General features: G+C 66.9%; 25 protein-coding genes. 7 read left to right on the forward strand and 18 right to left on the reverse strand.

Annotation, left to right across the window (positions count from 1 at the left end):
- Positions 1 to 4 precede the first annotated feature (4 nt).
- The gene (gene mutS / locus ACXJKJ_RS10495) at positions 5 to 2,566 is read right to left on the reverse strand and encodes a DNA mismatch repair protein MutS (protein WP_457390063.1); all 2,562 of its coding nucleotides are present in this window, start codon (positions 2,564 to 2,566) and stop codon (positions 5 to 7) included.
- A gap of 362 nt (positions 2,567 to 2,928) precedes the next feature.
- On the opposite strand from mutS, the gene ACXJKJ_RS10500 reads away from it, so the two are divergent.
- On the forward strand, positions 2,929 to 3,999 hold the full coding sequence (locus ACXJKJ_RS10500; RefSeq protein WP_162247777.1) for a porin: 1,071 nt from the start codon (positions 2,929 to 2,931) through the stop codon (positions 3,997 to 3,999).
- A gap of 86 nt (positions 4,000 to 4,085) precedes the next feature.
- On the opposite strand, the gene ACXJKJ_RS10505 is transcribed toward ACXJKJ_RS10500, so the two are convergent.
- Together ACXJKJ_RS10505 and ACXJKJ_RS10510 are read right to left on the reverse strand one after the other, a co-directional pair.
- On the reverse strand, positions 4,086 to 4,400 hold the full coding sequence (locus tag ACXJKJ_RS10505) for an energy transducer TonB (protein WP_056196838.1): 315 nt from the start codon (positions 4,398 to 4,400) through the stop codon (positions 4,086 to 4,088).
- A 226-nt stretch (positions 4,401 to 4,626) separates the two neighbouring features.
- Entirely contained in the window at positions 4,627 to 5,556 is a 930-nt protein-coding gene (locus tag ACXJKJ_RS10510; RefSeq protein ID WP_457390064.1) for an inositol monophosphatase family protein, read from the reverse strand.
- Between the two features lie 108 nt (positions 5,557 to 5,664).
- Here ACXJKJ_RS10510 and ACXJKJ_RS10515 point away from each other — a divergent pair, with 108 nt between their 5' ends.
- The 3 genes from ACXJKJ_RS10515 (at position 5,665) to ACXJKJ_RS10525 (ending at position 10,610) form a co-directional block, all read left to right on the forward strand.
- Positions 5,665 to 6,402 carry an RNA methyltransferase gene (locus ACXJKJ_RS10515; protein WP_082532618.1) on the forward strand — a complete coding sequence of 246 codons (738 nt, stop codon included), beginning with the start codon at positions 5,665 to 5,667 and terminating at the stop codon, positions 6,400 to 6,402.
- 40 nt (positions 6,403 to 6,442) lie between these two features.
- Entirely contained in the window at positions 6,443 to 7,219 is a 777-nt protein-coding gene (gene cysE, locus ACXJKJ_RS10520) for a serine O-acetyltransferase (protein WP_056196844.1), read from the forward strand.
- 160 nt (positions 7,220 to 7,379) lie between these two features.
- Complete coding sequence (locus ACXJKJ_RS10525; RefSeq protein WP_457390066.1) at positions 7,380 to 10,610, forward strand: ligand-binding sensor domain-containing protein; 3,231 nt, start codon at positions 7,380 to 7,382, stop codon at positions 10,608 to 10,610.
- Here ACXJKJ_RS10525 and mog read toward each other — a convergent pair.
- A complete protein-coding gene (mog, locus tag ACXJKJ_RS10530; protein ID WP_056196850.1) occupies positions 10,607 to 11,173 on the reverse strand; it encodes a molybdopterin adenylyltransferase in 567 nt (188 codons plus the stop codon). The genes ACXJKJ_RS10525 and mog overlap by 4 nt on opposite strands.
- The gene (gene yjgA, locus ACXJKJ_RS10535) at positions 11,166 to 11,837 is read right to left on the reverse strand and encodes a ribosome biogenesis factor YjgA (RefSeq protein ID WP_457390067.1); all 672 of its coding nucleotides are present in this window, start codon (positions 11,835 to 11,837) and stop codon (positions 11,166 to 11,168) included. Before yjgA ends, mog begins: the two co-directional genes overlap by 8 nt.
- On the opposite strand from yjgA, the gene pmbA reads away from it, so the two are divergent.
- On the forward strand, positions 11,787 to 13,154 hold the full coding sequence (pmbA, locus tag ACXJKJ_RS10540; RefSeq protein WP_056196855.1) for a metalloprotease PmbA: 1,368 nt from the start codon (positions 11,787 to 11,789) through the stop codon (positions 13,152 to 13,154). The genes yjgA and pmbA overlap by 51 nt on opposite strands.
- A gap of 120 nt (positions 13,155 to 13,274) precedes the next feature.
- The gene (locus ACXJKJ_RS10545; RefSeq protein ID WP_457390092.1) at positions 13,275 to 14,357 is read left to right on the forward strand and encodes a TRAP transporter substrate-binding protein; all 1,083 of its coding nucleotides are present in this window, start codon (positions 13,275 to 13,277) and stop codon (positions 14,355 to 14,357) included.
- Between the two features lie 65 nt (positions 14,358 to 14,422).
- On the opposite strand, the gene ACXJKJ_RS10550 is transcribed toward ACXJKJ_RS10545, so the two are convergent.
- The 6 genes from ACXJKJ_RS10550 to ACXJKJ_RS10575 form a co-directional block, all read right to left on the reverse strand.
- Positions 14,423 to 15,982 carry a TRAP transporter large permease gene (locus ACXJKJ_RS10550; protein ID WP_457354121.1) on the reverse strand — a complete coding sequence of 520 codons (1,560 nt, stop codon included), beginning with the start codon at positions 15,980 to 15,982 and terminating at the stop codon, positions 14,423 to 14,425.
- A complete protein-coding gene (locus tag ACXJKJ_RS10555; protein ID WP_457390068.1) occupies positions 15,982 to 16,590 on the reverse strand; it encodes a TRAP transporter small permease subunit in 609 nt (202 codons plus the stop codon). The genes ACXJKJ_RS10550 and ACXJKJ_RS10555 overlap by 1 nt, the downstream gene beginning before the upstream one ends.
- Before the next feature lie 99 nt (positions 16,591 to 16,689).
- Positions 16,690 to 17,034: a TIGR01244 family sulfur transferase gene (locus ACXJKJ_RS10560; protein WP_457354115.1), complete on the reverse strand. Its 345-nt coding sequence runs from the start codon at positions 17,032 to 17,034 to the stop codon at positions 16,690 to 16,692.
- A gap of 9 nt (positions 17,035 to 17,043) precedes the next feature.
- On the reverse strand, positions 17,044 to 17,490 hold the full coding sequence (locus ACXJKJ_RS10565; RefSeq protein WP_457325265.1) for a GatB/YqeY domain-containing protein: 447 nt from the start codon (positions 17,488 to 17,490) through the stop codon (positions 17,044 to 17,046).
- A 106-nt stretch (positions 17,491 to 17,596) separates the two neighbouring features.
- On the reverse strand, positions 17,597 to 17,809 hold the full coding sequence (gene rpsU / locus ACXJKJ_RS10570; protein ID WP_056196873.1) for a 30S ribosomal protein S21: 213 nt from the start codon (positions 17,807 to 17,809) through the stop codon (positions 17,597 to 17,599).
- Positions 17,810 to 17,974: 165 nt separating this feature from the next.
- Positions 17,975 to 19,192: a BaiN/RdsA family NAD(P)/FAD-dependent oxidoreductase gene (locus tag ACXJKJ_RS10575; RefSeq protein WP_056196875.1), complete on the reverse strand. Its 1,218-nt coding sequence runs from the start codon at positions 19,190 to 19,192 to the stop codon at positions 17,975 to 17,977.
- A 214-nt stretch (positions 19,193 to 19,406) separates the two neighbouring features.
- Between ACXJKJ_RS10575 and ACXJKJ_RS10580 the strand changes: the two genes are divergently transcribed.
- Positions 19,407 to 20,420, forward strand: a complete 1,014-nt coding sequence (locus ACXJKJ_RS10580) for a GGDEF domain-containing protein (protein WP_157281491.1) — start codon at positions 19,407 to 19,409, stop codon at positions 20,418 to 20,420.
- Here the strand turns inward: ACXJKJ_RS10580 and ACXJKJ_RS10585 are convergent.
- The 7 genes from ACXJKJ_RS10585 to ACXJKJ_RS10615 form a co-directional block, all read right to left on the reverse strand.
- The gene (locus ACXJKJ_RS10585; protein WP_457390069.1) at positions 20,417 to 21,229 is read right to left on the reverse strand and encodes a sulfite exporter TauE/SafE family protein; all 813 of its coding nucleotides are present in this window, start codon (positions 21,227 to 21,229) and stop codon (positions 20,417 to 20,419) included. The genes ACXJKJ_RS10580 and ACXJKJ_RS10585 overlap by 4 nt on opposite strands.
- On the reverse strand, positions 21,226 to 21,684 hold the full coding sequence (locus ACXJKJ_RS10590) for an EVE domain-containing protein (protein WP_057299632.1): 459 nt from the start codon (positions 21,682 to 21,684) through the stop codon (positions 21,226 to 21,228). Before ACXJKJ_RS10590 ends, ACXJKJ_RS10585 begins: the two co-directional genes overlap by 4 nt.
- A 219-nt stretch (positions 21,685 to 21,903) precedes the next feature.
- The gene (locus ACXJKJ_RS10595) at positions 21,904 to 22,191 is read right to left on the reverse strand and encodes a cell division protein ZapA (protein WP_457390070.1); all 288 of its coding nucleotides are present in this window, start codon (positions 22,189 to 22,191) and stop codon (positions 21,904 to 21,906) included.
- A complete protein-coding gene (locus ACXJKJ_RS10600) occupies positions 22,188 to 22,397 on the reverse strand; it encodes a hypothetical protein (RefSeq protein ID WP_056196883.1) in 210 nt (69 codons plus the stop codon). The genes ACXJKJ_RS10595 and ACXJKJ_RS10600 overlap by 4 nt, the downstream gene beginning before the upstream one ends.
- Before the next feature lie 13 nt (positions 22,398 to 22,410).
- Positions 22,411 to 23,052, reverse strand: a complete 642-nt coding sequence (gene nth / locus ACXJKJ_RS10605; RefSeq protein ID WP_457390071.1) for an endonuclease III — start codon at positions 23,050 to 23,052, stop codon at positions 22,411 to 22,413.
- 10 nt (positions 23,053 to 23,062) lie between these two features.
- Positions 23,063 to 23,707, reverse strand: coding sequence for an electron transport complex subunit RsxB (gene rsxB / locus ACXJKJ_RS10610; RefSeq protein WP_457390072.1), 645 nt, complete (start codon positions 23,705 to 23,707; stop codon positions 23,063 to 23,065).
- Positions 23,704 to 25,023, reverse strand: coding sequence for a polyhydroxyalkanoate depolymerase (locus tag ACXJKJ_RS10615; protein WP_457323805.1), 1,320 nt, complete (start codon positions 25,021 to 25,023; stop codon positions 23,704 to 23,706). The genes rsxB and ACXJKJ_RS10615 overlap by 4 nt, the downstream gene beginning before the upstream one ends.
- Positions 25,024 to 25,110: the final 87 nt, after the last annotated feature.

Here is a 25,110-nt window from a genome sequence, read left to right on the forward strand (position 1 = left end):
GCGTTCAGCTGGCCGCCAGGCGCTTGAGTTGGTACAGCGCTTCCAGTGCCTCGCGCGGCGACAGCGCGTCGGGGTCGACCTTGGCCAGCGCCTGCAGCAGCTCGCTGGGCTCGGGCAGGGGCGGCGGCGCGGGCGGGGCGGCGAAGAGGTCGAACTGGTCATCGGCCGCGTTCTGGCGGGCCTCCAGGGCCTCCAGCGTCGCGCGGGCCTGGCGCACGAGGCTGGCGGGCATGCCGGCCAGCTTGGCGACCTGCACGCCATAGCTGCGGCTGGCCGGGCCGGGCTGCAGCTCGTGCAGGAAGACGATGTCCTCACCGCTCTCCACGGCCGACACGTGCCAGTTCTGCGCCTGCGCATGCTTGGCAGGGAACTCGGTCAGCTCGAAGTAGTGCGTGGCGAACAGGGTGAACGCGCGGGTCTTGTCGTGCAGGTGGCTGGCGATGGCCGACGCCAGTGCCAGGCCGTCGAAGGTGGAAGTCCCCCGCCCGATCTCGTCCATCAACACGAGGGATTGGTCGGTGGCCGAATGCAGGATGGCCGCGCCTTCGGTCATCTCCAGCATGAAGGTGGATTGAGCGTTGGCGAGGTCGTCCGCCGCGCCGATGCGGGTGTGGATGGCGTCCATCGGCCCAAGGCGACAGCTCGTCGCCGGCACATAGCTGCCTATTGATCCCAGCAAGGCGATCAGCGCCACCTGGCGCATGAACGTGCTCTTGCCGCCCATGTTCGGGCCGGTGATGACGAGCAGCTTGGTACGCGCATCGAGCTTGCAGTCGTTGGGCATGAACTCCGTGCCGCCGGTCTCGTGCAGGCGGGCCTGCACGACGGGGTGGCGGCCGGCTTCGATCTCCAGGCAGGGTTGGGTGACGAACTCCGGCCGGCACCAGTTCAGCGTGACGGCGCGTTCGGCCAGCGCCGCCAGCGCGTCCAGACCGGCCAGCGTGCGGCCCAGCGCCGTCAGCGGCTCCAGGCGGCTGATCAGGGCGTCGATGACCTGCTCGTACAGCAGCTTCTCGCGCGCCAGCGCCCGCTCGTTGGCGGACAGGGCCTTGTCCTCAAAGGTCTTCAGCTCCGGCGTGATGTAGCGCTCGGCGTTCTTCAGCGTCTGGCGGCGCTGGTAGTCCATCGGCACCTTGTCGACCTGGCCCTGCGTCACCTCGATGTAGAAGCCATGCACGCGGTTGAACTGCACGCGCAGGTTGGCGATGCCAGTGCGGGCGCGCTCGCGGGTTTCGAGGTCGAGAAGGAAGCCGTCGCAGTTCTGCTGGATGCCGCGCAGCTCGTCCAGGTCGGCGTCGAAGCCGTCGGCGATGACGCCGCCGTCGCGCGTCAGGATGGCCGGCTCCAGCGCGATGGCGCGCTCCAGCAGCTCCTGGATGTCGGCGGGCGGGTTCAGGCTGGCGTCGCGCAACGCGGCGGGTGTCACAGCGCGCAGTTGCGGCAGCACCTGAAGCGTCGCGCGCAAGCCGGTCAGCTCGCGCGGGCGCACCTGGCGCAAGGCGATGCGGGCGGAGATGCGTTCCACGTCGCTGACCGATTTCAGCGCTTCGCGCAGGGGCTCGAAGCCTTCGTCGTGCAGGGCGGCGATGGCGTCGTGGCGCGAGACGGCTTCCGCCCGGTCACGCTTGGGATGCAGCAGCCACTGGCGCAGCGTGCGGCTGCCCATGCCGCTCTTGCAGGTGTCCAGCAGCGAGAAGAGGGTGGGACTCGGCTCGCCGCGCAGCGTCTGCGTCAACTCCAGGTTGCGCTGGGTGGCGGGCGGCAGGTCCAGCAGCTCGCCGCTGCGCTGCACGCGCAGGGAGCGCACGTGGGCGAGAGCCCGGCCCTGGGTGTGTTCGGCAAACGCCAGCAAAGCGCTGCCGGCCGCGTGAGCCAGCGTCAGCTCATGCGCGTTGAAGCCCTGCAGGCCGGCCACGGCCAGTTGTTCGCACAGCTTGCGCTGGCCCAAAGCGGCGTCGAACTGCCAGCTCGGCCGGTTCGTGACCGGGAAGCGCGCCTTCATGACGCCCGATGGCTGCTGCTCGCGATTCACCAGCACCTCGGCCGGCGACAGGCGGGCCAGCCAGGCGGGCAGCTCCACGTCGCTGCATTCGGCCAGGCCGATCTCGCCCTGGGTCAGCGACAGCCAGGCCAGTCCATGGCGGCGGCCGTGGCCGGAGACGGCCAGCAGCACGGCGTCCTGCTTGTCGGCCAGCAACTCGGTGTCGGTGATGGTGCCGGGCGTGACGACGCGCACGACCTTGCGTTCGACCGGCCCCTTGCTCGCGCCGACCTCGCCGACCTGTTCGGCAATCGCCACGGCCTCGCCCAGCTTGATCAGCTTGGCGAGATAACTCTCCAGCGCGTGCACCGGCACGCCGGCCATGACGACGGGCTGCCCCGCGCTCTGGCCGCGCTGCGTCAGCGTGATGTCCAGCAGTGCGTTGCACTTGCGCGCGTCATCAAAGAAGACTTCGTAGAAATCGCCCATCCGGTACAGCAGCAGCGTGTCCGGGAAATCGGCTTTCAGGCCCAGGTACTGGGCCATCATGGGCGTGTGGGCGCTGAAGTCAGCGGGCTGGGTCATCGGCGTCGAGCAAATAACAAAGCCCCCCGGCGGAGGGCTTCAGAATGGGCGACAGTTTACGCGGCGGCCAAGTAGGCTGGCCCGTCGGTTGAGCGGCCGACGGCCACGGAGCCTTCGCTGTGCTCCTGGCTTGCCGACGAGGCGCGCCGGCTGCCAACCTCCGTCTGGACAAGGGCGAACCGCTGGAGCGCTGGAATCGGCCTTCGCGACGGACAAAGCGCCATCAGTCCCCCACGGAACGAGCGCTGGCGAACGATGCCTACCGATATGTTTTATGTTGCTGTGGCGGTGTATTTGGTGCTATGAATACCCGTCCCACCAGGTGGGCCCCGGATCCTGCACAACAACACATGGAGACCGCCATGAAGACAGGACGTTGGAGGGTGGGCTTTGTGGCCCTGGCCACTGCGGCTGTGGGCGTGCAGGCGCAGCAGGCGGGGAGCGTGCAGCTCTTTGGCCTGATGGACATCGGCGTACAGCAGCTGAAGGCCGACGGTGTCGGCAAGCGCCACCTGGTCACCAGCGACGGCAACGCCTCCAGCCGCTTGGGCGTGCGCGGTAGCGAGGATCTGGGCGGCGGGCTCAAGGTTGGCTTCTGGCTGGAGTCGGCCCTGTTGGTGGACGACGGCAGCAGCGGTGCGACGAGCACCAACAACAAGGACTCCATCAGCGGCGGCCTGACCTGGGCGCGCCGCGCGACGGTGCAGTTGTCCGGTGACTGGGGCGAACTGCGCCTGGGCCGCGACTATGTGCCGTCCTTCATCAACCTGACGATGACCATGCATCCCTTCGGCCCCAATGGCGTCGCCAGCTCGGGGCTGTTGTTCTATCCCGCGCCCGCCAATGGCACGACGCCGCGCACCAATGCGCGGGCGTCCAACTCCATCGGCTACTTCCTGCCGCCGGGCCTGGGTGGTGTCTATGCCCACGTGATGCTGGCCTTGGGCGAGCAGGGCGATGGCCCGACGCACAGGGACGGCCAGTTGCAGGGCATGCGCATCGGCTGGCGCAACGAGGCCTTCAACGCCGCGGTCGCGATTACGCGCACCCGCTACGCGACGGGCGACTACAAGCAGAGCAATGTCGGTGCGGCCTGGCAGTTGGGCCCGGTCAAGCTGATGGGACTGTGGGGCGAGAACAAGGTCGGCACGACGAAGACGACGGCGCGCATGGTGGGCACGCGGTGGCAGGTGGGCCCGCAGGGGGAGGTCCGCTTTGCCTACACGACCTTGAGCGCCAAGGGCGTGGCCAGCGACGCGAGTCATATCGCGCTCGGCTATGTGCACGATCTGTCCAAGCGCACCGCGCTGTATGGCAACGCCGCCCGCGCCGACAACAAGGGCACTGGCGTGCGCTTCAACGTGGGCATGGCGACGACGGTGCCGGGCGGCAACTGCAGCGGTGCCGAACTCGGCGTTCGCCACAGCTTCTGAGCGGCGCAAGAAACACCCATAAAGAGCAAGGCCCGCAACGCGGGCCTTGTTGATTCAGCGAAGCGCTTGGCTAGCGAAGCGTCTAATTAATCTTCCGACTTGAACACCAGCTTGACTTCGTGGGTCTGGGCGGCGCCGGTGCCTTCGAACTTCCACTGGCTCAGGGCTTCGGTGGCGGCACGGTCGAACACGCGCTTGGGTTCGGCTTCGACGATGGCGACATCCGAGACCTTGCCGTCGCCGGCAATGGTCATCTTGGCGCGCACGCTGCCGGCGCTGATGTTCTTCTTGACGGCCTCATTGGGGTACTCGGGAGCGACCTTCTTCAGAACCTTGGCATCGGCGTGGGCCAGGGAGGCAGCGGCGACGAGGGCGAGAGCGACAGCGGAGCGGGCAAACATCAGTAGCGTCTTTCGGGCGGTTTGATTGGGGGAACAGAGCGGCTCTGGCCGCGTTGCAGCACGCATTCTGGCGAGCCCGCCCCCCACGGGTAAGGGGTGCGGCCGTGCAGAAATCACGCACGCATGACCGGGTTAGCCCTTGGTCACCGCTGCTGCCAATTCCTTCACAGCCAGGAAATGACAAAGCCCTCGCGAGGAGGGCTTCGAAGGGGGCGGGTGGCGCTGATCAGGGCGCTGCGTCGCCGCTTTCATCCTTCTTGATGCGCACGGCGCCACGCTTCTTCGGCTCGGCCGGCGCAGGCGCTGCATCACCATTGAGCGTGGGCGCTGCGGCCTCTTCTTCCTTGATGACGCGGGTGTAGGGCGCCAGCATCGTCACCAGCTGCGCGTAGATCTTGGGGTTGCCGGCCACCACTTCACGCTGGTGCAGGAAGTCGGCCTCACCCGTGAAGTTGCCGATCAGGCCACCGGCTTCCGTGATGATGAGCGAGCCCGCCGCCACGTCCCAGGGCTGCAGGCCGGTCTCGAAGAAGGCGTCGTAATAGCCGGCGGCGACATAGCAGAGGTCCAGCGCCGCGGCACCCGGGCGGCGCAGGCCGGCGCAGTGCTGCATGACCTCTTCGAACATCTTCACGTAGCGCTTGAAGTTGTCGCCACGGCGGAAGGGGAAGCCGGTGCCGATCAGCGCGTCGCTCATGCGGGTGCGCTTGGACACGCGCAGGCGGCGGTCGTTGCAGAAGGCGCCGCGGCCCTTGCTGGCGTAGAAGAGGTCGTTGCGGGTCGGGTCGTAGACGACGGCCTGCTGCACGACGCCGCGGTGCGCCAGCGCGATGGACACGCAGTACATCGGCAGGCCGTGGATGAAGTTGGTGGTGCCGTCCAGCGGATCGATGATCCAGACGAACTCGGAATGCTTGGCGCCGTGGGTGCGGCCCGACTCTTCGGCGAGGATGCCGTGGTCTGGATAGGCGCCCAGCAGCGTCTCGATGATCACCCCTTCTGCGGCGTGGTCGACCTCGGTGACGAAGTCGTTCGGGCTCTTGGTGTTGATGCGCAGAGCTTCGAGGTCCAGCGAGGCGCGGTTGATGATGGCGCCAGCCGCACGCGCCGCCTTGATGGCGACATTGAGCATGGGATGGTGAGACGTTTGCAGCATGCGTGGCACTCGCTGGGAAGAAGGGGCTGACGGGAGGAAAGAGCGGCGGGACCCATGGAGGCGGCCCGGATAATCGCGCGATTCTAGCCGCAGCCTCCGTACAAACCCGTGGAATCCACACGCTTCGTTCTCATCAACACCAGCCACGCCGGCAACGTGGGCGCGACGGCGCGGGCGATGAAGGTGATGGGTTTCCAGGACCTGGTGCTGGTGGCGCCGCGCTTTGCCGACGTGCTCTGCCACGAAGAGGCGGTGGCCATGGCCAGCGGCGCGGCCGACATCCTGGCACGCGCCCGCGTCGTGCCCACGCTGGCCGAGGCGCTGGACGACGTGGACTTCGCCTGCGCCACCGCGATGACGCCGCGCGACTTTGGCCCGCCGACGCGTGAGCCACGTGCACTGTTCGGCGAGCTGGCCGCGCGTGAGGCCGCGCCCCGCCTGGCGCTGGTGTTCGGCTCCGAGCGCTACGGCATGAGCAACGAGGACGTCTACCGCTGTCATGCGGTGCTGAGCATCCCGACCCATCCGGACTACGGCTCGCTCAACCTTGCCCAGGCCGTGCAGTTGCTGGCCTACGACCTGCGCCAGGCCCTCGGCGGCTTCGGCGTGCAGGCGCGCACGCCTGACCCGCAACTGGCCGACGCGCGTGCCGTGCAGGGCCTGCTGGATCATCTACAGGCAGCGCTGGTGCACATCGACTACCTCGACCCCGCGGCGCCCAAGAAGCTGATGCCCCGCCTGAACCAGCTCTTCAACCGCGCCGGGCTCACGAACGAGGAAATCCACATCCTGCGCGGCATTGCGCGACAGATGCAGAAGACCGTAGTGCCAGCAGGCTCAAAGTAGCCCCACCTAAACTGGCCTGCCTTTCTCCCCTGGCTGCACCATGTTCCAGCGCCTGCGCGAAGACATCGCCCTGATCCTCGAACGCGACCCGGCCGCCCGGTCGGCGTGGGAGGTGCTGACCTGTTACCCGGGCCTGCATGCGCTGATGTTCCACCGCCGTGCTCACTGGTTCTGGCAGCGTGGCTTCAAGTGGCTGGCGCGCTGGGTCTCGCACTGGAGCCGCTTTCTGACGGGCATCGAGATCCACCCCGGCGCGCGCATCGGCCGCAAGGTCTTCATCGACCATGGCATGGGCATCGTCATTGGCGAGATGGCCGAGATCGGCGAGGGCTGCACCATCTACCAGGGCGTCACGCTCGGCGGCACCTCGCTCGTGAAAGGCGCCAAACGCCATCCGACCCTGGGCCCGGGCGTCATCGTCGGCGCCAATGCCAGCGTGCTGGGCGGCTTCACGGTCGGCGCCGGTGCGCGCATCGGCTCAGGTGCCGTCGTCACCAAGCCGGTGCCGGCAGGTGCGACAGCCGTGGGCAACCCGGCGCGCATCATCGAGGCCGCCAGCGAACAGGCCCGCGAGGAGGCGGCCGCCAAGATGGGTTTCTCGGCCTATGGCGTGACCCAGGGTGACGACCCGGTCGCGATGGCCATGCGCGGCCTCATCGACAGCGCCTCGGGCCACGAGCACCAGATCGCGCTGCTTTGGAGCGCGGTCTGCAAGTTGTCGACCCAGGCCGGCCGGCCGATCGGTGACTGCGTGCCCGATGACGCCCAGCGCGACGAGGCCTTCGATGCGGCGCAGATGAACCGGCTGGTCAAGTAGCGGCCGCGCCGGCGAAATAGACCGTCAGCCGGCCACGTCTTTGCCGCCGGCCGGCCCGGCGTGAATGAGAATCGCCGGTTCCGGGCCGCGATGGCCCGCCCTGTGTCGGCCTGCTGTGTTCCTGCGCGAGTTACGACTGCGGCTTTCCACTGGCTGGCGCATGGCGCTGTGCCTGGTCATGGCCCTCTGCCTGGCTGAGGCAACTGCGGCACCGGCGCCCAAGCGCTGGTCCAGCCTCGCCGACATCAGCTTCCAGCATCTCAGCCAGGAGCAGGGCTTGCCCAACGCCATCGCGACGGCCGTGGCCGAAGATGGCCAGGGTTTTCTGTGGGTGGGCACGCTCGGCGGTCTGGCGCGCTGGGACGGCTACCACTTCAAGGTCTACAAGGCCGATGCGCAGCGCCCCGGCGCCCTGCCGGACAACTATGTGCAGTCCTTGCATGGCGATGCCAAGGGGCGGCTCTGGGTGGGCACGAGCGCGGCAGGGCTGCTTCGGCATGACCCGACGACGGACCGTTTCGTCGCCATCCCGGTCGGTGGCGCCGCGGGCCTGAGCCATGTCAGCGTGCGGCAGATTGCCGACGACGGCGCGGGTGGGCTGTGGGTCGTGACCGACGGCGGCCTGGACCACCTGGATCCCGACAGCGGGCGCATCGAGCGTGCCAGCACCGTGGGCGGCTGGGCGGCCGGTGCCGGCACCCAGGTCTGGACCCTGCTGCTTGATCGCCGCGGCCAGCTCTGGATCGGTAGCGCCGCGGGCCTGTTCCGCCGCGCGGCCGCGGGCGCGCCGCTGCAGGCCGTGCCACTGGCGGTGGGCCGCGTCGTCCAGCCCCAGGCCCTGGCCCAGGACAGCGCCGGGCGCATCTGGGCCGGCGGCAAGCACGATGGCGTCTTCGTGCTCGCCGACAACGGCGAGGCGCCAGCCGTCGAAATGCGGGAGGCCGGCGTCGCCGCGAACGAGGACCTGCTGGGCAACAGCCAGATCACCAGCCTGCTCGAGACACAGCCGGGGGAGATGTGGGTGGCGACCCTGGGGCAGGGTGTCGTGGCCGTCGACGTCGAGCGGCGCGACAGCCGGCGCATCCGCCACGTGCCGGCCTGGCCGGTCAGCCTGGCGGACAACGCGTTGCGCACCCTCTACCGCGACCGGTCCGGGCTGATCTGGGCTGCGTCGAACCGCGGCCTGAGTCGCCACGACCCCCGCCAGGGCGGGGTGCTGACCCGCCTGGGCGCCAGCGCCGAGGTTGGCGATGCACTCGACTCCCGTTTCATCAGCGCCGAGATCAGCTGGATCCTGCCGATGCCCGAGGGCCGCCTGTGGCTGGCCACGCACAAGAGCGGCATCGACATCCTCGACGCCACCGGTGCCCGCGCCGGTGCATTGCGGCCCGATGCGAGCCGGCCCGAGGCCGCGCTGCCGCCGGACATCGTGCTGGGCATGGCGCGCGTGGCGGATGGCAGCGTCTTCGTCGCCACCAAGCGCGGTCTTTATCGCTGCGATGCGAATGGGCGCCATTTGCGTCGCGTGAGCCTGGCGGGCCGCAACCCTGCCGCATCCACCTGGGCCCTGCTGGTCGATGGCGGCACGCTGTGGATAGGCGGCCAGTTCGACGGCCTGTGGCGGTTGGACATTGCCAGCGGCAGCGCCGCGCCCGTCACCCTCCCGGCACCGGGCTTGACCGACCAGCGCATCATGGTGCTGGCCCGCGGCGCGGCGGGTGAGCTGTGGGTCGGAACGCGCAACGGCCTCAACCGGGTCGATCCCCTGAGCGGTGGTGTCGTGCAATACCCGGCCGGCCCGACGCTGGCGCGCGGCCTGTCGGCCGGCTTCGTCACGGCGCTGATGCTGGATGCCGAAGGCCGGCTCTGGGTGGGCAGCTATGGCGGCGGCATCGATGTGCTGCCGGCGCCGGGCCAGGGTGAAGCCATCCTGCGCGTGGGCGTTGCCCAGGGCCTGCCGGACGGCACTGTCAACGCGCTGCTGCCGGACCTGCAGGGCCAGGTCTGGGCCAGCACCGACAACGGTCTGGCGCGTATCGACCCGGCCCGCATGACGGCGCGCGCGCTGCGCCGGGCCGAGGGCGTGGTCTTCCCGACCTACTGGACGGGCTCGGCAGCGCGCACCGAGCGCGGCGAGCTGCTGTTCGGCGGTGCCGGCGGCATGACCGTGGTGCTGCCCGAGAAGCTGCAGGCCTGGACCTACCGGCCCGACGTGCTGGTGGCGGACGTGCAGATCGGCGGGCGCTCTGTGGCGCTGCCCCCGGGTGGTACGGCGCTGCTGGACGTGCCGGCCGACGGCAACAGCCTGGCCGTGGAGTTCGCGTCCACCGACTTCTCGGCGCCGGAACGCAATCGCTATGCCTACAAGCTCGAAGGCTTCGATGCCAGCTGGATGGCGGCCGACGCGGCGCGCCGGGTGGCCGCCTATACCAACCTGCCACCGGGTGACTACCGGCTGCGCCTGCGCGCCTCCAACCGCGACGGCCAATGGGGCGAGCGCGAACTGGCCCTGGCGGTGACGGTGAGGCCTGCCTGGCACCAGACCTGGTGGTTCCGCGCTGCCCTGGTGTTTGCGCTATGCCTGCTCGTGCTCGCGGCGGTGGCCGGGCGCACGCGGCTGCTGCGCCACCGTCAGCTCGAGCTGGAGCACAAGGTGCGCGAGCGCACGGTCGAGTTGCGGGCGATGCACCACGCTTTGCAAGAGAAATCAGAGCAGCTTCAGTTGAGCAGCGTGACCGACCCGTTGACGGGCCTGCACAACCGCCGCTTCCTGAGTGACCACATCGAGCAGGACCTGGCAGCCAGCCTGCGCCGATCACAGGAGACGCTTGCCGCCGGGGGCCAGCCGCTGGATACGGACAACGTCTTCCTGCTGCTCGACATCGATGCCTTCAAGCGCATCAACGACCGGCACGGCCATGCCGCGGGCGACGCGGTGCTGGTGCAGTTCGGCGCCCGGCTGCGTTCGGTGATGCGCGAGTCCGATTACCTGGTGCGCTGGGGTGGCGAGGAATTCCTGGCCGTGGCGCGCGACACCGATCGCCTGCGCGCTGAGGAGCTGGCCGAGCGCATGCGCGCCGTCATCGCCGCCACGCCGTTTGAGCTCGACGACGGCGGCCGCCTCGATGTCAGCTGTTCCGTCGGCTTTGCCTGCGTGCCCTTCGAGCCGGCGCGGCCACAGGCACGCAGCTGGCAGCAGGTCGTCAACCTGGCCGACGTTGGGCTTTATGCCGCCAAGCGCGCCGGCCGCAATGCCTGGGTTGGCGTGCACACCGCCACGGCGCGCGGCGCCACCGGTCAGCGCGTCGTGGGCGGGTTCGGCCTGAGCAGCAATCGCAGCCTGGATGACGTGGCCGCCGCGCTGGCCGAGCCAGGAACGGTCGAAGGCTAGACGGGGCGTTGTGCGCTCTTGGGTCTGAAAGCCTTGCAGACCTCGTCGCGGGTCTCGAGGTAGGGCCCGCCGATCAGGTCGATGCAATAAGGCACGGCGGCGAAGATGCCGCTGGCCTTCTCGTGGCCAGCCAGAGTTTCGGCGATGGCCTTGGGCTGGCCGGGCAGGTTGATGATCAGACTCTTGCCGCGGATGACGGCGACCTGGCGCGACAGGATGGCCGTGGGCACGAAATGCAGCGAGATCTGGCGCATCTGCTCGCCAAAGCCCGGCATCACGCGGTCAGCCACGGCCAGCGTCGCCTCGGGCGTGACGTCACGCGGTGCGGGGCCGGTGCCGCCGGTCGTCAGCACCAGGTCGCAGCGTTCGGTGTCGACCAGCTCGGTCAACGCCGCCGAGATGTCGGCCTGCTCGTCAGGAATCAGGCGGGACACGAACTCGATGGGGTTGTGCAGCGCGCCCGTCAGCCAGTCCTTGAGGGCAGGCAGGCCCTTGTCTTCGTAGACACCGGCTGATGCCCGGTCGCTGATGGACACGACACCGATGCGGACCTGCTCACTCATCTTCGGCCGCGGCTTCGGAAGCCTTGATGAACTGGAACAGCTCGCGGAAGGCGCGGCCGCTGCGTTTCTCCGGCTCATTGGCCGCGTCCTTGCGCGCCGCGCGCACGAGGCTGCGCAGCTGCTGGATGTCGACGTCGGCGTGCTCGGCGAGGAACTCCTGCAGCGCGTCGTCGGTCGCCAGCAGGCGTTCGCGCCAGCGCTCGGACTGATGCAGCTTGAGGCTGTCCTGCGCATGACCGAGCTTGAAAGCGGCCACCGCTTCCCGGATCGGCTCGGGATCGATCTTGCGCATCAGCTTGCCGATGTACTGGATCTGTCGGCGCTTGCCCTCGAAATTGGTGATCTTCTTGGCGTGGCGCAGCGCGTCGTAAAGGATTTCGGGCAGCGCCAGCGGCTCCCAACGGCTCTCGGGCAAGACGAGCAATTCTTCGCCGAGCTTCTGCAGCGCGGTCATGTCGCGCTTGAGCTGGCTCTTGCTGGGGCCGTCGAAGTCGTCGTCGTCTTCGAATTCAGGGTTGGGATCGTGCATCGCGGTGCGGGGGGAGGGCGGAGTCTTATCATTGTCCCCCACCCCATTGACACCGGCGCCGGCATCGCCCGGCGCTTTGCTTTCATGCCTCAGCCCCAGAACGGTTTTGCCTACAGTCCCGAGCAGTTCCAGCAATGGATCGAGGATGCGCTCGGCGAAGCGAAAAAGATCGGCGCGACCGATGCCGGTGCGGAAGTGTCTGAGGGCTGCGGCCTGTCGGTATCGGCGCGCCTGGGCCAATTGGAGAACGTCGAGCGCAACCGTGACAAGTCGCTCGGCATCTCGGTCTACCTCGGCCAGCGCCGCGGCAATGCCAGCACGTCGGACTTCTCGCCACAGGCTATCCGCGACACAGTGCGTGCGGCTTACGATATTGCCCGCTTCACGGCCGAGGACGAGTTCGCCGGGTTGCCCGATGCGGCCGACCTGGCGTTGGATGCGACCCAGCGGCCCGAGCTGGATCTCTTCCATCCCTGGGCCGTCGACGCCGCTGCAGCCGCCGAAATTGCGCTGCGCTGCGAGGCCGCTGCCCTTTCCGTGGACAAGCGCATCACCAACAGCGAAGGCGCGGCCGTGTCGGCCCAGCAGTCGCATTTCTGGATGGGCAATACGCGCGGCTTCCGGGGCGGCTATGCCAGCTCGCGGCATTCGCTGTCGGTTGCGCCCATCGCTGGCCGCGGCGCGGGCATGCAGCGCGACGCCTGGTACAGCTCCATGCGCGACGCGGCAGATCTGGCCTCGCCCGAGGCGGTGGGCCGTTACGCGTCGGAGCGTGCTTTGTCGCGGCTGAAGGCACGCAAGGTGGCAACCGCCGAGATCCCGGTGCTGTTCGAGAGCACGGTGGCCATCGGCCTGCTCGGTGCGCTGGTGCAGGCGACCAGTGGCGGTGCGCTCTACCGCCGCACCACCTTCCTGCTCGACAGCTTGGGCAAGCCGGTCATGGCGCCGCATATCGACATCTCCGAAGACCCGCATGTGAAGAAGGGCAAGGGCAGCTCGCCCTTCGACGACGAAGGTGTCGTCACGCGCGCGCGCTCGGTCGTGGAAGGCGGCGTGCTGCAGGGCTACTTCCTGTCCAGCTACTCGGCGCGCAAGCTGGGCATGAAGACCACAGGCCATGCCGGCGGTTCGCACAATCTGCGCATGACGAGCCGTGCCACCGCGCCTGGCGACGACCTGCCGACGATGATCCGCCGCCTCGGCCGCGGCCTGCTCGTCACCGAGCTGATGGGGCAGGGCGTGAACTACGTGACCGGCGACTATTCGCGGGGCGCCAGCGGCTACTGGGTCGAGAACGGCGAGATCGCCTACCCGGTTCATGAGGTCACCATCGCCGGCAACCTCAAGGACATGCTGCACAACATCGTCGGCATTGGCGCCGACGAGTACACGATGGGCACCAAGACCATCGGTTCGGTGCTCGTCACGGGCATGAAACTCGCTGGCAACTGACGCGCATCTGGCGCGTCAGCGCCGGGGTAAATCCGGGCCGGAGGCCGGTGCAGCCTTCCTAGAATCGCTGCCGGCAATTTTCTCTCTTCGCAAATCCGAAAACAGGAGACTTCAATGACCATGGAACGTCGTTCCTTCGTGCGCCACGCCGGCCTGGCTGGCGTGCTGGCGGCAGGTGCCGCCCCGGCCGTCGTGCATGCCCAGGCGCAGGTGCGCTGGCGCCTCGCATCGAGCTTCCCGAAGTCGCTGGACACCATCTTTGGCGCCGCAGACGTGTTCGCGAAGAAGGTCTCCGAGATGACCGGCGGCAAGTTCCAGATCTCCGTGCATGCTGGCGGCGAGATCGTGCCGGCGCTGCAGGTGGTTGACGCGGTGCAGAACGCCACCGTCGAGATCGCGCACACGGCGCCCTACTACTTCTTCGGCAAGGACGAGACCTTCGCGCTGGGCTGCGCCATCCCCTTCGGCCTGAACAGCCGCCAGATGACGGCCTGGATGGTGGAGGGCAACGGCCTGAAGCTGATGCGCGAGTTCTATCGCAACTACAACATCATCAACTTCCTCGGCGGCAACACCGGCGCACAGATGGGCGGCTGGTATCGCAAGGAGATCAAGAGCGTCGCCGACATCAAGGGCCTGAAGATCCGCATCGGCGGCTTCGCTGGCCGCGTGATGGAGCGCATGGGTGCTGTGCCGCAGCAGATCGCCGGTGGCGAGATCTATTCGGCGCTGGAAAAGGGCACCATCGACGCGGCCGAGTGGGTTGGCCCCTATGACGACCAGAAGCTGGGCTTCAACAAGGTCGCGCCCAACTACTACTACCCCGGCTGGTGGGAAGGCGGCCCGCAGCTCGACTTTTTCATCAACACCAAGGCGTACGAGGGTTTGTCGGCCGAGTACAAGGCCGTGGTCGAAGCAGCGTCTGCCATGGCGCATATCGACATGCAGGCCAAGTACGATGCCAAGAACCCTGGCGCGCTGAAGCAGCTGGTGGGCTCGGGCACCAAGCTGTTCCGCTTCCCCAAGGACGTGATGGACGCCGCGTTCAAGGAATCCATGGGCATCTACGCCGAGCTGTCGGCCAAGAACGCCAACTGGAAGAAGGTCTACGAGGACTTTTCCAACTTCCGTCGCGACCAGAACCTCTGGTTCCGCTTCTCGGAAGCCGGCTTTGACGACTTCATGCAGGCGCAGAAGCTGTAAGCCTCGCGCCGCAGCAAAAGCAAAGCCCCGCGATGCGGGGCTTTTTCGTTGGCGGCCCGGAGTGCCTACTTCTTCGCCGCGTCCTCCAGGGCACGCCGCACGGCGTCGCCGTCATCCGCGGGCGCGCTGGCACCTGACGCCGCTGGTTCAGGGGCGAACAGCTTGCTCGCATCGTCCGAGCTCATGTCAGCGGGCTTGTCGTGGCCGCCCATCTGCTGCAACAGCTCCGACGCCTGGTTCAGGTCCACTGCCTTCTCCTTGTCGAGAAAGACGGTCACGGTCTGCGGGAAGAAGATGACGATGGCGACGAGGATGAGCTGCATGAACACCCAGGGTATGGAGCCCATGTAGATGTCGCTGGACAGCACCTTCTTCGGGATCGAGCCGTTCTTGAACAGCGTGTCCGAGATGCCGCGCAGATAGAACAGCGCAAAGCCGAACGGCGGGTGCATGAAGCTGGTCTGCATGTTCACGCACAGCATGACGCCGAACCAGACGAGGTCGATGCCCATCTTCTCGGCCACCGGCCCGAGCAGCGGCAGGATGATGAAGGCGATCTCGAAGAAGTCGAGGAAGAAGGCCAGGAAGAAAATGAACAGGTTGACGACGATCAGGAAGCCGATCTGGCCGCCCGGCAGGTCGCTCAACATGTGCTCGATCCAGCGCCCGCCTTCGACGCCCTGGAACACCAGCGAGAAGGTGCGCGAGCCGATCAGGATGAAGACCACCATGGCGGTGATGCGCATCGTGCCGAGCATGGTCTCCTTGATCAGCGGCCAGTTCAGCCGCTTGTGCAGGCCGGCCAGGATGAAGGCGCCGACCGCACCCATCGCACCGGCCTCGGTCGGCGTGCAGATGGCCGTGTTGATGCCGGGCAGGCCGCCCATGGAGCCGAGCACGGCAAAGATCAGCACGGCCGACGGCACGATGCCGCGCAAACACTTCTTCCACAGTGCCCAGCCTTGCAGCGTGCGCGCTTCCTTGGGAACACCGGGTACGTGGTCCGGCTTCACACGGCTCAGCACGAAGGTGTAGAGCGCAAAGATCAGCACCTGCAGGATGGACGGGCCCCAGGCGCCCTTGTACATGTCGCCCACGGAGCGGCCGAGTTGGTCCGCCAGCACGACCAGTACCAGCGACGGCGGCACCAGCTGCGTGATCGTGCCCGACGCGGCCAGCACGCCGGTCGCGTAGCGCATGTTGTAGCCGTAGCGCATCATGACCGGCAGCGAGATCATCGCCATCGCGATGACCTGGCCCGCGACGGTGCCGGTGATGGCACCCAGGATGAAGCCGACGATGATGACCGAATAGCCCAGGCCGCCGCGCACCGGGCCGAACAGCTGGCCCATGGAGTCGAGCATGTCCTCCGCGAGGCCGCATTTTTCCAGCAGCGAGCCCATCAGCGTGAAGAAGGGAATGGCCAGCAGCAGGTCGTTGGACAGGATGCCGAAGACGTTCTGCGGCAGCGCGCTCATGAACTCCGGCGGGAACCAGCCCTGGCTCACCGCGAAGAAACCGCAGGCCAGGCCGAGTGCTGCCAGCGAGAACGCGACGGGGAAGCCGATCAGCATGATCACGATCAGCCCCGCGAACATCAGCGGCGGGAAGCTCTCCATCGAGATCATTGCAGGGGCCTCTCGTAGTGGATGTCCATGTCGAACTTGTGCGCGAGCCAGGCCACGCGCTTGATGATTTCGGCCACGCCCTGCAGCGCAACGAGCGCGAAGCCCAGGGGCAGCACCAGCACGGCCGGCCAGCGGATCAGGCCGCCGGCATTGCTCGACACCTCGCCCGAGGTCAGCAGCTTGGTGACATAGCCCATGAAGCCGAGGCTGGCGACCGAGTCACTGGCGCTCATGCCGGTGCTGAGCTTGACGACGAACAGGCCCCAGGACAGCCAGGCCATGTAGCAGATGACCGGCATCAGGAAGACGACGAGGCCGAACAGGTCGACATAAACCTTGCCGTGGCCGGTCAGCCGGCTGTAGACCAGGTCCACACGCACATGCTCGTTGAGTCGGAGCACCTGGGCCGCGCCCAGCATGACGCAGGTGGCAAACAGATACCACTGGATCTCGAGGAAGGAGTTGGAGCTGTAGTCCAGCCCGTAGCGGACGACGGCGTTGGCGGCGCTGATGAAGCAGGACAGCAGCACGGCCCAGGCGGCAATCTTGCCGAAGCGGTCGTTCAGGCTGTCGATGCGCCGCGCAAGGGAGAGCAGGGCGTTCATGGGCTGGGCAGGAGAAAAGCGAAGCGGCCGCCAATGTAGCGACCGCTTGGGGGGCGTCGGCTTCATTCAGCCGTCGTTCAGGGTAAGCCCCGAGGGGGTTCAGCCCAGTTGCTGGGCCTGCATGAACAGGCGAGTCGATCGGGCACCGGAGCGGCAGAAGACCAGCAGCGGCCGCGGTAGTTCGGCCAGCAGATCGGCGAAGGCCGCAATCTCCTCGGGCGACTGGTAGCCGCCGGCCACCGGCAGGTGGCGATACGCCAGGCCTGCAGCTTCAGCGGCAGCTTGAATGGCTGCCGAGGTCGGCTGGTCGGGGCCGTGCTCGAAATCGGGCCGGTTGTTGACGACGCTCTTGAAGCCCATCGCCGCCGCTTCCGCCATGGCTTCGGGCGTCAGCTGAGGGGCGGCGCAGATGTCGGGGGCGATGGCTTGCATCGGCAGGCTCATGGCGGCTCCTTACTTGGCCAGCGCGGCCTTGACCGCGGCCGACACTGCACTCATCTCTGCCACGCCGGCGAGTGCGGCCTTGGCAGCCGCCATGACCTTGCCCATGTCGCCCGGGCCGCTCGCGCCCAGCTCAGCCACGATGGCTCCGACCTTCTCAGCCACAGCCTCGGCCGACAGGCGCTCAGGCAGATAAGCCTGCAGCACCGCCAGCTCGGCGGTTTCCTTGGCAACGAGGTCGTCGCGGCCGGCGGCGGCGAACTGACTGATCGAGTCCTTGCGCTGCTTGATCAGCTTGTCGACGATGGCCACCAGGGCCGTGTCGTCCACAACGACGCGCTCGTCCACTTCCTTCTGCTTCACGGCGGCCAGCAGGCCACGGATGGTCAACAGACGATCGGCTTCCTTGGCGCGCATCGCGGCCTTCATGTCTTCGGTGATGCGGTCTTTGAGGCTCATGGCGTAGAGGGTATGAAAAAAACAAAAACCCGCGACAGCGTCCTGTGGCGGGTTTTGGTGTCAACCGGAGCTGCTATGGAAACAGGCTCCGGGTCGCGTCAGACGATCAGAACAGCTTCTTGGGCAGCTGCATGCTGCGCACACGCTTGTAATGGCGCTTGACGGCGGCTGCCTTCTTGCGCTTGCGCTCGGCGGTGGGCTTCTCGTAGAACTCGCGGGCGCGAAGTTCGGTCAGCAGACCCAGCTTTTCGATGGTGCGCTTGAAGCGACGCAGGGCGACGTCGAACGGCTCGTTTTCCTTGACGCGGATGGTGGTCATTTATTTCCTTCAGATTGCGCTCGGTGTTCGCGGCTGGGATCAGCAGCAGGTTCCGGATTACTGCTTCTCTTGAGTCTTCTTCGAGAAGTGCAGCGAATCGACGCGCAGGTTTGCCAGCAAAGCCGGGGATTGTAGCCAGAAAATCAACGACTTGCCAAGATTCGCTCAAGCTGTTGTGGCGGTGTCCGCCATGGCCCGGGCGCAGGCAGCTGCACTGGCCCACGCCCATTGAAAGTTGTAGCCGCCCAGCCAGCCGGTCACGTCCACGACTTCACCGATGAAATACAGGCCCGGGACGCGCTTGCTCTCGAGCGTTTGCGAACTCAGTTCCTTGGTGCTGACGCCACCGCGCATGACTTCGGCCTTGCGCCAACCCTCGTCGCCGCTGGGCATCAACTGCCACTCATGCACGCTGCGGCCCAGGCGCTGCAGGTCGGCGTCGCGGCAGTCGGGCAGCGGTTTGGTGGCATCCAGGTTCGCGCGCTCCAGCCAGGCGGCCGCCAGGCGCTGCGGCAGGCGGGACGCAAATTCGTTGCCGAGTTGGCGGCGTGAGGTGGCCTTGGCCTGGACAAGTTCCTTCTCCAGTTGGAGGTCGGGCGCCAGATTGAGCTGCAGCGCCTGATCATCGGCGCGGTAGCTTGAGATCTGCAGGATGGCAGGGCCGCTGAGACCACGATGTGTGAACAGCAGGTCTTCAAGGAACCGCATGCGCGCTTTGCCACTGCCAACGCTGACTTCCACTGGCAACGACAACCCGGCCAGGGCGGCGAAGGGTGCCCAGGCGTCCGCATCGAAGGTCAGAGGCACCAGCGCCGGGCGCGGCTCCACGATGGCGTGCTCGAAGCGCTTGGCCAGTCGCAGGCCCCAGTCGCTGGCGCCGATCTTGGGCACAGGCAGCCCGCCGGTCGCGACGACGACGCGCGGCGCCAGCACCGGGCCCTGGCTGGTGTCCAACTCGAAGCCACCTTCGGGCAGCCTGCGCACGTCCGCCACCGTGCAGGGCTGCCAGCGCGTCACGCCACCCGCCTCGCATTCCTTGACCAACATCTGGATGATCTGCTCAGCGGAGTCGTCGCAGAACAACTGGCCCTTGTGCTTCTCGTGGAAGGCGATGCCATAGCCCTGCACGAGCTTGATGAAGTCCTGCGGGGTGTAGCGGGCCAGGGCTGAGCGGCAGAAGGCGGGGTTTTCGGACAGGAAATTGGCCGGCCCGGCCTCACGATTCGTGAAATTGCACCGGCCGCCGCCCGAGATACGAATTTTTTCGGCCAGCTTGGGCGAGTGGTCGATCAGCAGCACCTTGAGACCCCGCTGGCCCGCCAGGCCAGCACAGAACAGCCCTGCCGCCCCCGCGCCCACCACCACCGCATCGAATCCCCGCATAGACCTCCCGTGAATGGGGCGGCATTGTCGTGGGTGGGCGCATCGAAACTCGTTAGGATTCACGCCGGGTAGCAAAAGGGTCTTCTAGGGGGGAGGCCCGATTCATGGGGTGGCACGGCCTTGCTGGTGCTGCTTTGGCCCCACTACAGTCCCCCGACACCTTTGGTATTCGCGGCATTGCGCCGCGAATACACGATGGCATCACAACGATCTCATGGACATGACCGCTGACCAGACCGCGATGCAGCCGCCGCCCGGCAGCTTGGCGCATTGGCTGGCAGGCCACGGAGAACTGGGCGGCGAGACACTGGCCGGCCTCATCTCGTTGATCGAGCCCCTGGGCAGCCAGGCGGCGATCAAGGCGATGTCCACCGGCCGATACGTATTTGCGAGCACGGGCCTGGCGCAGATGTTCGAGCGTGAAGCGGTGGTCGGCCACACGGACGCCGAGTTGCTCAAGGCCGACGAGACGACGGCCTTGCGTCGTGTCGAGCAGACGGTCATGGCCCAGCGTCACCCGGTCGTCAGCGAGCACAAGCTGGAAATCAACAGCCGTCGCCGCGAGTTCAGCGTCACCCGGCTGGCCCTGAGTGCCGACTTCCTGCTCTCGGTATGGCATGAGCGCACCGAGGAGCGCCACCGAGAGGCCCATCTGCAGCGCGCCCTGGCCCAGATTGAGCAGCAGCAGTCCTCCATCGAGCAGATCCGCCGCGAGCTGCAGCAGGGTTCGGGCCGCGACGATGTTTCGGGCCTTTACATGCGCGCCCAGTTCGACGACCAGCTGCTGCGCGAAATCGACCTGTCCTCGCGCGAGCATCGCGAGTTCGCCCTCGTCATCATTGCGCTGGATGCCTCGCCGGCCATCACCGGCCTGGGTGATGACGCCCAGCAGCGCCTGCTCGAGGGCATCGGTCGCATGCTGCGCGCCAACACGCGGGCAATGGACTCGGCCTGCCGCATCGGGCCGCAACGCTTTGCGGTGCTGCTGTCCGGCGTGGGCCTGGCGACGGCCCATGCACGCATGGAGCAACTGCGCCGCCAGTGCGCGGCACAGATCGTCGTGTTGAATGGCCAGGACCTGGGCTTGTCCATCTCGATGGGCGTGTCCAGCTTCCCGCATACCGCCTCGCGCCAGGACGAGCTGATGGCCGCCAGCGAAGCGGCCGTCCACGAGGCGCAACGCCGCGGTGGCAACCAGGTCGTGCTGGCGTCCATTGCCTTCGGCTAAAGCTCCGACAGCCCCTTGTAGAGCATGTAGGCCGCGAGCGCGAACAACAGCATCGCGAAGACCCTTTTCAGCTGAGCCACGTCCATGGCATGGGCTGTGCGTGCGCCGAGCGGTGCCATCGTCACGCTGGCCACGGCAATCAACGCCAGCGCTGGCAAATAGAGGTAGCCCACCGATCCCGGCAGGGCCGGCGTCAGCCCCCAACCGCCAATGACGTAGCCAAGCGTGTTCGCGACTGCGATCGGGAAGCCCAGGGCGGCGCTTGTCGCGACGGCGAGGTGCACCGGCACATTGCACCAGACCATGAAGGGCACGCTGACAAAGCCGCCACCAGCCCCCACCATGCCCGAAAGCAGGCCGATTCCCGCGCCCGCACTGAACTGGCCGGTCGTGCCAGGCATCTGCCGGCTGGGCGCCGGGCGCTTGTTGCGCAGCATCTGCCAACCCGAAAAGCTGACGAATGCGGCGAAGACCATGGCCAGCCAGGCGCCTTTGAGAAGGGCGAACAGGCCGGCACCCGCCAGCAGGCCGCCGATGAGGATGCCGGGCGCCAAGCCCTTGACGAGATCCCAGCGCACCGCGCCGCGCTGGTGATGGGCGCGCACGCTGGACAGCGACGTGAACATGATGGTGGCCATGGACGTCGCGATGGCCATCTTGACCGCCAGGCCCGGCTCGACGCCGCGCTGGCTCAGGATGAAGGTCAGGACGGGCACCATCAGCATGCCGCCGCCGATGCCGAGCAATCCCGCGAGGAAGCCAGCCGCGAGGCCGAGTGCGAGCAGTTCCGCGGCGAGGGTGGCTGTCATTTGCCGTGCAGGCGCTTCAACACAGCTTGCCATTCGGCCGGCGTGACCGGCGTGATCGACAGCCGGCTGCCGCGCTCCAGCACGCGCATCGACGCGAGCTCCGGCGCCTCGCGCATTTCCTTCAGGCTCAGCAACCGCGTCGTCTCGCGCCAGCGCACGTCAACATGGACCCAGCGCGGTGCCTCGGGCTTGGACTTGGCGTCGTAGTAATGGCTGCTCGCGTCGAACTGCGTCGCATCCGGATAGGCCGCGCTGCTGACCTCGGCGAGGCCGGCGATGCCCGGCTCGGGGCAGGAGGAGTGATAGAAGAGCACGCCATCGCCCACCTGCATGTCGTCGCGCATGAAGTTGCGCGCCTGGTAGTTGCGAACGCCCGTCCATGGCAAAGTGCCGGCGCGTTGCAGGTCGAGGATCGAAGCCTCGTCGGGCTCTGATTTCATCAGCCAGTAGTTCATCAGCTGATGCTAAGCGGGAAGAAGGTGTCCACCGCAATCCGGGGGGCCGAGATCCTGAACACCCAGGGGTAATCAGGTGGGCGAGGTCAGCCGGACTTCGGGTTCATCTGACGCGAGACGATCACGCCCGTCCGGCATGTTCCAAGCCCTTGCTCATAGAGCATCGGATGAAGGAAATAAAGCCCCGGGGAAAGCGGTGGACGACGTGAATTCTAAGTCTTAGAGCAGCTGCCCGTCGTGACCGAGTGCTTCATCCAGGCGCTTGACGAGGGTATCGATTTCGGGCGATGACACCGGCGTCTCACGCGAGGTGTCGGCGAGCTGGTAGGCCAGGTTCAGCGCGGCCAATACGGCGATGCGTTCGCGTGCCTTGACCTTGCCGGCGTCGCGGATGGCGCTCATCTCGCGGTCCACCTGGGCCACGGCGGAACTCAATGCAGCTTCGCCGCCTTCGGGGCAGCCGAGCAGATAGCTCTGGCCCATGATGGTCACTTCCATCTGCTTCATACGTCTTCCTTGGGCGTCTCGACGGGCAGGCGCTCCAGCAGCGCATCGACGCGCGCTCGCGCCGCATTCAGCCGCGAGCGCAGGCTGTCGCGCTCTTGCGTGAGGGCCGCCACCTGCTCGAGCAGCAGGGTGTTGGTTCGGGTCAACTCGTCGTGGCGCAGCAGCAGGCGTTCGACGCGTTCGGTGAGGTCGCTGAGTTGGGCCATGGCGTGTGAGGGTTCAGGCGGCGGATTTTAGGTTCCGGCCGTAGTCGCATTCGTTGATGACCGCGCAAACATTGCACAGCGGCTTGCGCGCCTGGCAGACATAGCGGCCGTGCAGGATCAGCCAGTGATGGGCGTCAACCAGATAGTCTGTTGGCACGCGGTCCAGCAAGCCCAACTCGACGGCCAGCGGCGTCTTGCCTGGTGCGAGGCCGGTGCGGTTGCTGACGCGGAAGATGTGCGTGTCAACCGCCATCGTCGGCTCGCCAAAAGCAACGTTGAGCACGACGTTGGCCGTCTTGCGGCCGACACCAGGCAAGGCTTCGAGATCGGGGCGTGAGCGTGGCACTTCGCCACCATGCAGGTCGATCAGCATGCGGCAGGTCTGCAGCAGATGCCTTGCCTTGCTGCGGTACAGGCCGATGGTTTTGATGCACGACTCGAGGCCTTCCTGGCCAAGGGCGAGGATCTGCGCGGGTGTGTTGGCAACCGCGAACAGTCGCCTGGTGGCCTTGTTGACACCCACGTCGGTGGCCTGGGCGGACAGCAGCACGGCGGTCAGCAACTCGAAGACGCTGGTGAACTCCAGTTCGGTCTGGGGCGCCGGGTTGGCAGCCTTGAGGATGGCGAAGAAGCGTTCGACTTGGCTCGCGTTCATGCCGCGATTGTCATGTCCGTTTGGCCCTGGCGCGGGCAAGCGCGGCTTCAATGGCCGCGCGCTTGCGGTCGAGCTGCGCGGGGTCGGTGATCGCAGATGCCGCCGGCAGGTCCGCCAGCTTGGCTTCGGCCTTGACAACCAGGCGCGCTGCGTTCTCTTCGGCTTCGCGATGGCGGCGGAACTGGCGAAAGGCGTAGCGCTCGCGCGCCTCGTCGGCCTGCGGCGGGCTCCAGGCCGCCCAGCCGGTGGCAGTGGTGACCTCGGGCATGGAGATGCAGTCGACCGGGCAGGCCGGTACGCACAGTTCGCAGCCGGTGCACTGAGCAGTGACAATCACGTGCATGGCCTTGGGTGCCCCGACGATGCAGTCGGCCGGGCAGGCCTTGATGCAGAGGGTGCAGCCGATGCACCAGGCTTCGTCGATGACGGCGACGCCACGCGTGGCTTCAATGCCGTTGACGGGATTCAATGGCAGGGCAGGGCGCCCGGTGATCGCGGCGAGTCGTGCAATGCCCTCTGCACCGCCAGGAGGGCATTGGTTGATCTCGGCCTCACCCGCGGTGATGGCGTCGGCGTAGCGGCGGCAGTCCGGGTAACCGCAGCGAGTGCATTGGGTCTGCGGCAGTGCGGCGTCGATCAGCTCCGCGAGGTTCACGCTCTGCGCTTGCGGGCCGCCGGCTTGGCTGTGGTCTTGGCCACCGCCACCTTGGCCGTCTTCTTTAGCGGCGCAGCTTCGTATTTGGCGATGAAGTCGCGCACTTCGGGATAGACCTTCTCGCGCCAGCGGCGGCCCGAGAAGATGCCGTAATGGCCGGCGCCAATGGCGTCGTAGTGGTACTGGTGCTGCTTGGCAACACCCGAGCAGATGTCGTGTGCCGCCTTGGTCTGACCGGCGCCGGAGATGTCGTCCAGCTCGCCCTCGACAGTCAGCAGCGCGGTGGTCTTGATGTCCTGCGGGCGCACGAAGTGGCCGTCAACTGCCCAAGTGCCGTTCACCAGCGCGAAGTCCTGGAAGACGGTCTTGATGGTGTCGAGGTAGTACTCGGCCGGCATGTCGAGTACGGCGTTGTACTCGTCATAGAACTTGCGGTGGGCTTCAGCGCTGTCATCGTCGCCGCGCACCAGGTCCAGGAAGTAGTCGTAGTGCGACGACAGGTGGCGGTCCGGATTCATCGCAACGAAGCCAGTGTGCTGCAGGAAGCCCGGGTAGACCTCGCGGCCGGCGCCCGGGAAGTTGGTCGGTACGCGGTAGATGACGTTGTTCTCGAACCAGCTGTAGCTGCGGTTCATGGCCAGGTTGTTGACTGCCGTCGGGCTCTTGCGGGCGTCGATGGGGCCACCCATCATGGTCATGCTGCGCGGCGTGGCTTCACCGGCGCTGGCCATCAGCGAGATGGCAGCCAGCACAGGCACCGTGGGCTGGCAGACGGAGATCACATGGCTGTCGGCGCCGCCGACGTGGCGGATGAACTCCTGCACGTAGTGGATGTAGTCGTCCAGGTGGAAGGGGCCGACTTCGAGCGGCACCATGCGCGCGTCGGTCCAGTCGGTGATGTAGACCTTGTGGTCCTTCAGCAGTTGCTTGACGGTTTCGCGCAGCAGCGTGCTGTGGTGGCCGGACAGCGGCGCCACGACCAGCACCGTGGGCTGGTCCTTCATCTTGGCCAGCACCTTGAGATCGTCGGTGTAACGCTTGAAGCGCAGCAGGCGGCAGAAGGGCTTCTCGAGCGCCACCAGCTCCTGCACCGCGACGTCGACGCCGTCGACCTCCACGGACTTGATGTCGAACTCGGGCTTCTCGTAGTCCTTGGCCAGCCGATGCATCAGGTCCAGGCCGGCAGACAGGCGCTGCGCCATCGGCGTGTGGGTGAACGGTGACAGCGGGTGGCTGTAGAGCTTGGCCGACGCGGCTGCGAACTCAGAGAAGGGACTGAGCAGCGCGCGCTGGGTTTCGAAGAACTGATACAGCATTGGCAAACCTTGAACTAGGGGCCGGGACGCCCCGATGGTGCCAGAAAACGCTTTCGGCCTTGTGCGCTGCAGCATCGGATGGGCGGT

Source organism: Roseateles sp. P5_E1 (genome assembly GCF_054049335.1).